The sequence below is a fragment of the Bacillus sp. DNRA2 genome (genome assembly GCF_012843265.1).
Classification (GTDB): domain Bacteria; phylum Bacillota; class Bacilli; order Bacillales; family Cytobacillaceae; genus Bacillus_BU.
Genome location: NZ_JABAIT010000105.1, coordinates 1 through 200, shown reverse-complemented (window position 1 = coordinate 200; position 200 = coordinate 1). Strand labels below are relative to the sequence as shown.

At 50.5% G+C, this 200-nt stretch carries 1 rRNA gene; it reads right to left on the bottom strand.

The window, feature by feature from the left end:
• A 23S ribosomal RNA gene (locus HHO41_RS22855) occupies nucleotides 1–200 on the bottom strand; the annotation flags it as partial.

Sequence of the window (200 nt, the reverse complement as noted above, 5' to 3'; positions counted from 1 at the left end):
GCGGTACGGGCACCTTTTATCTCGCTAGAAGCTTTTCTTGGCAGTGTGGAATCAGGAACTTCGGTACTATATTTCCCTCGCTATCACAGCTCAGCCTTCGCGTAAATGGGATTTGCCTCATTTACAGCCTAACTGCTTAGACGCACATATCCAGCAGTGCGCTTACCCTATCCTCCTGCGTCCCTCCATCGCTCAAACGA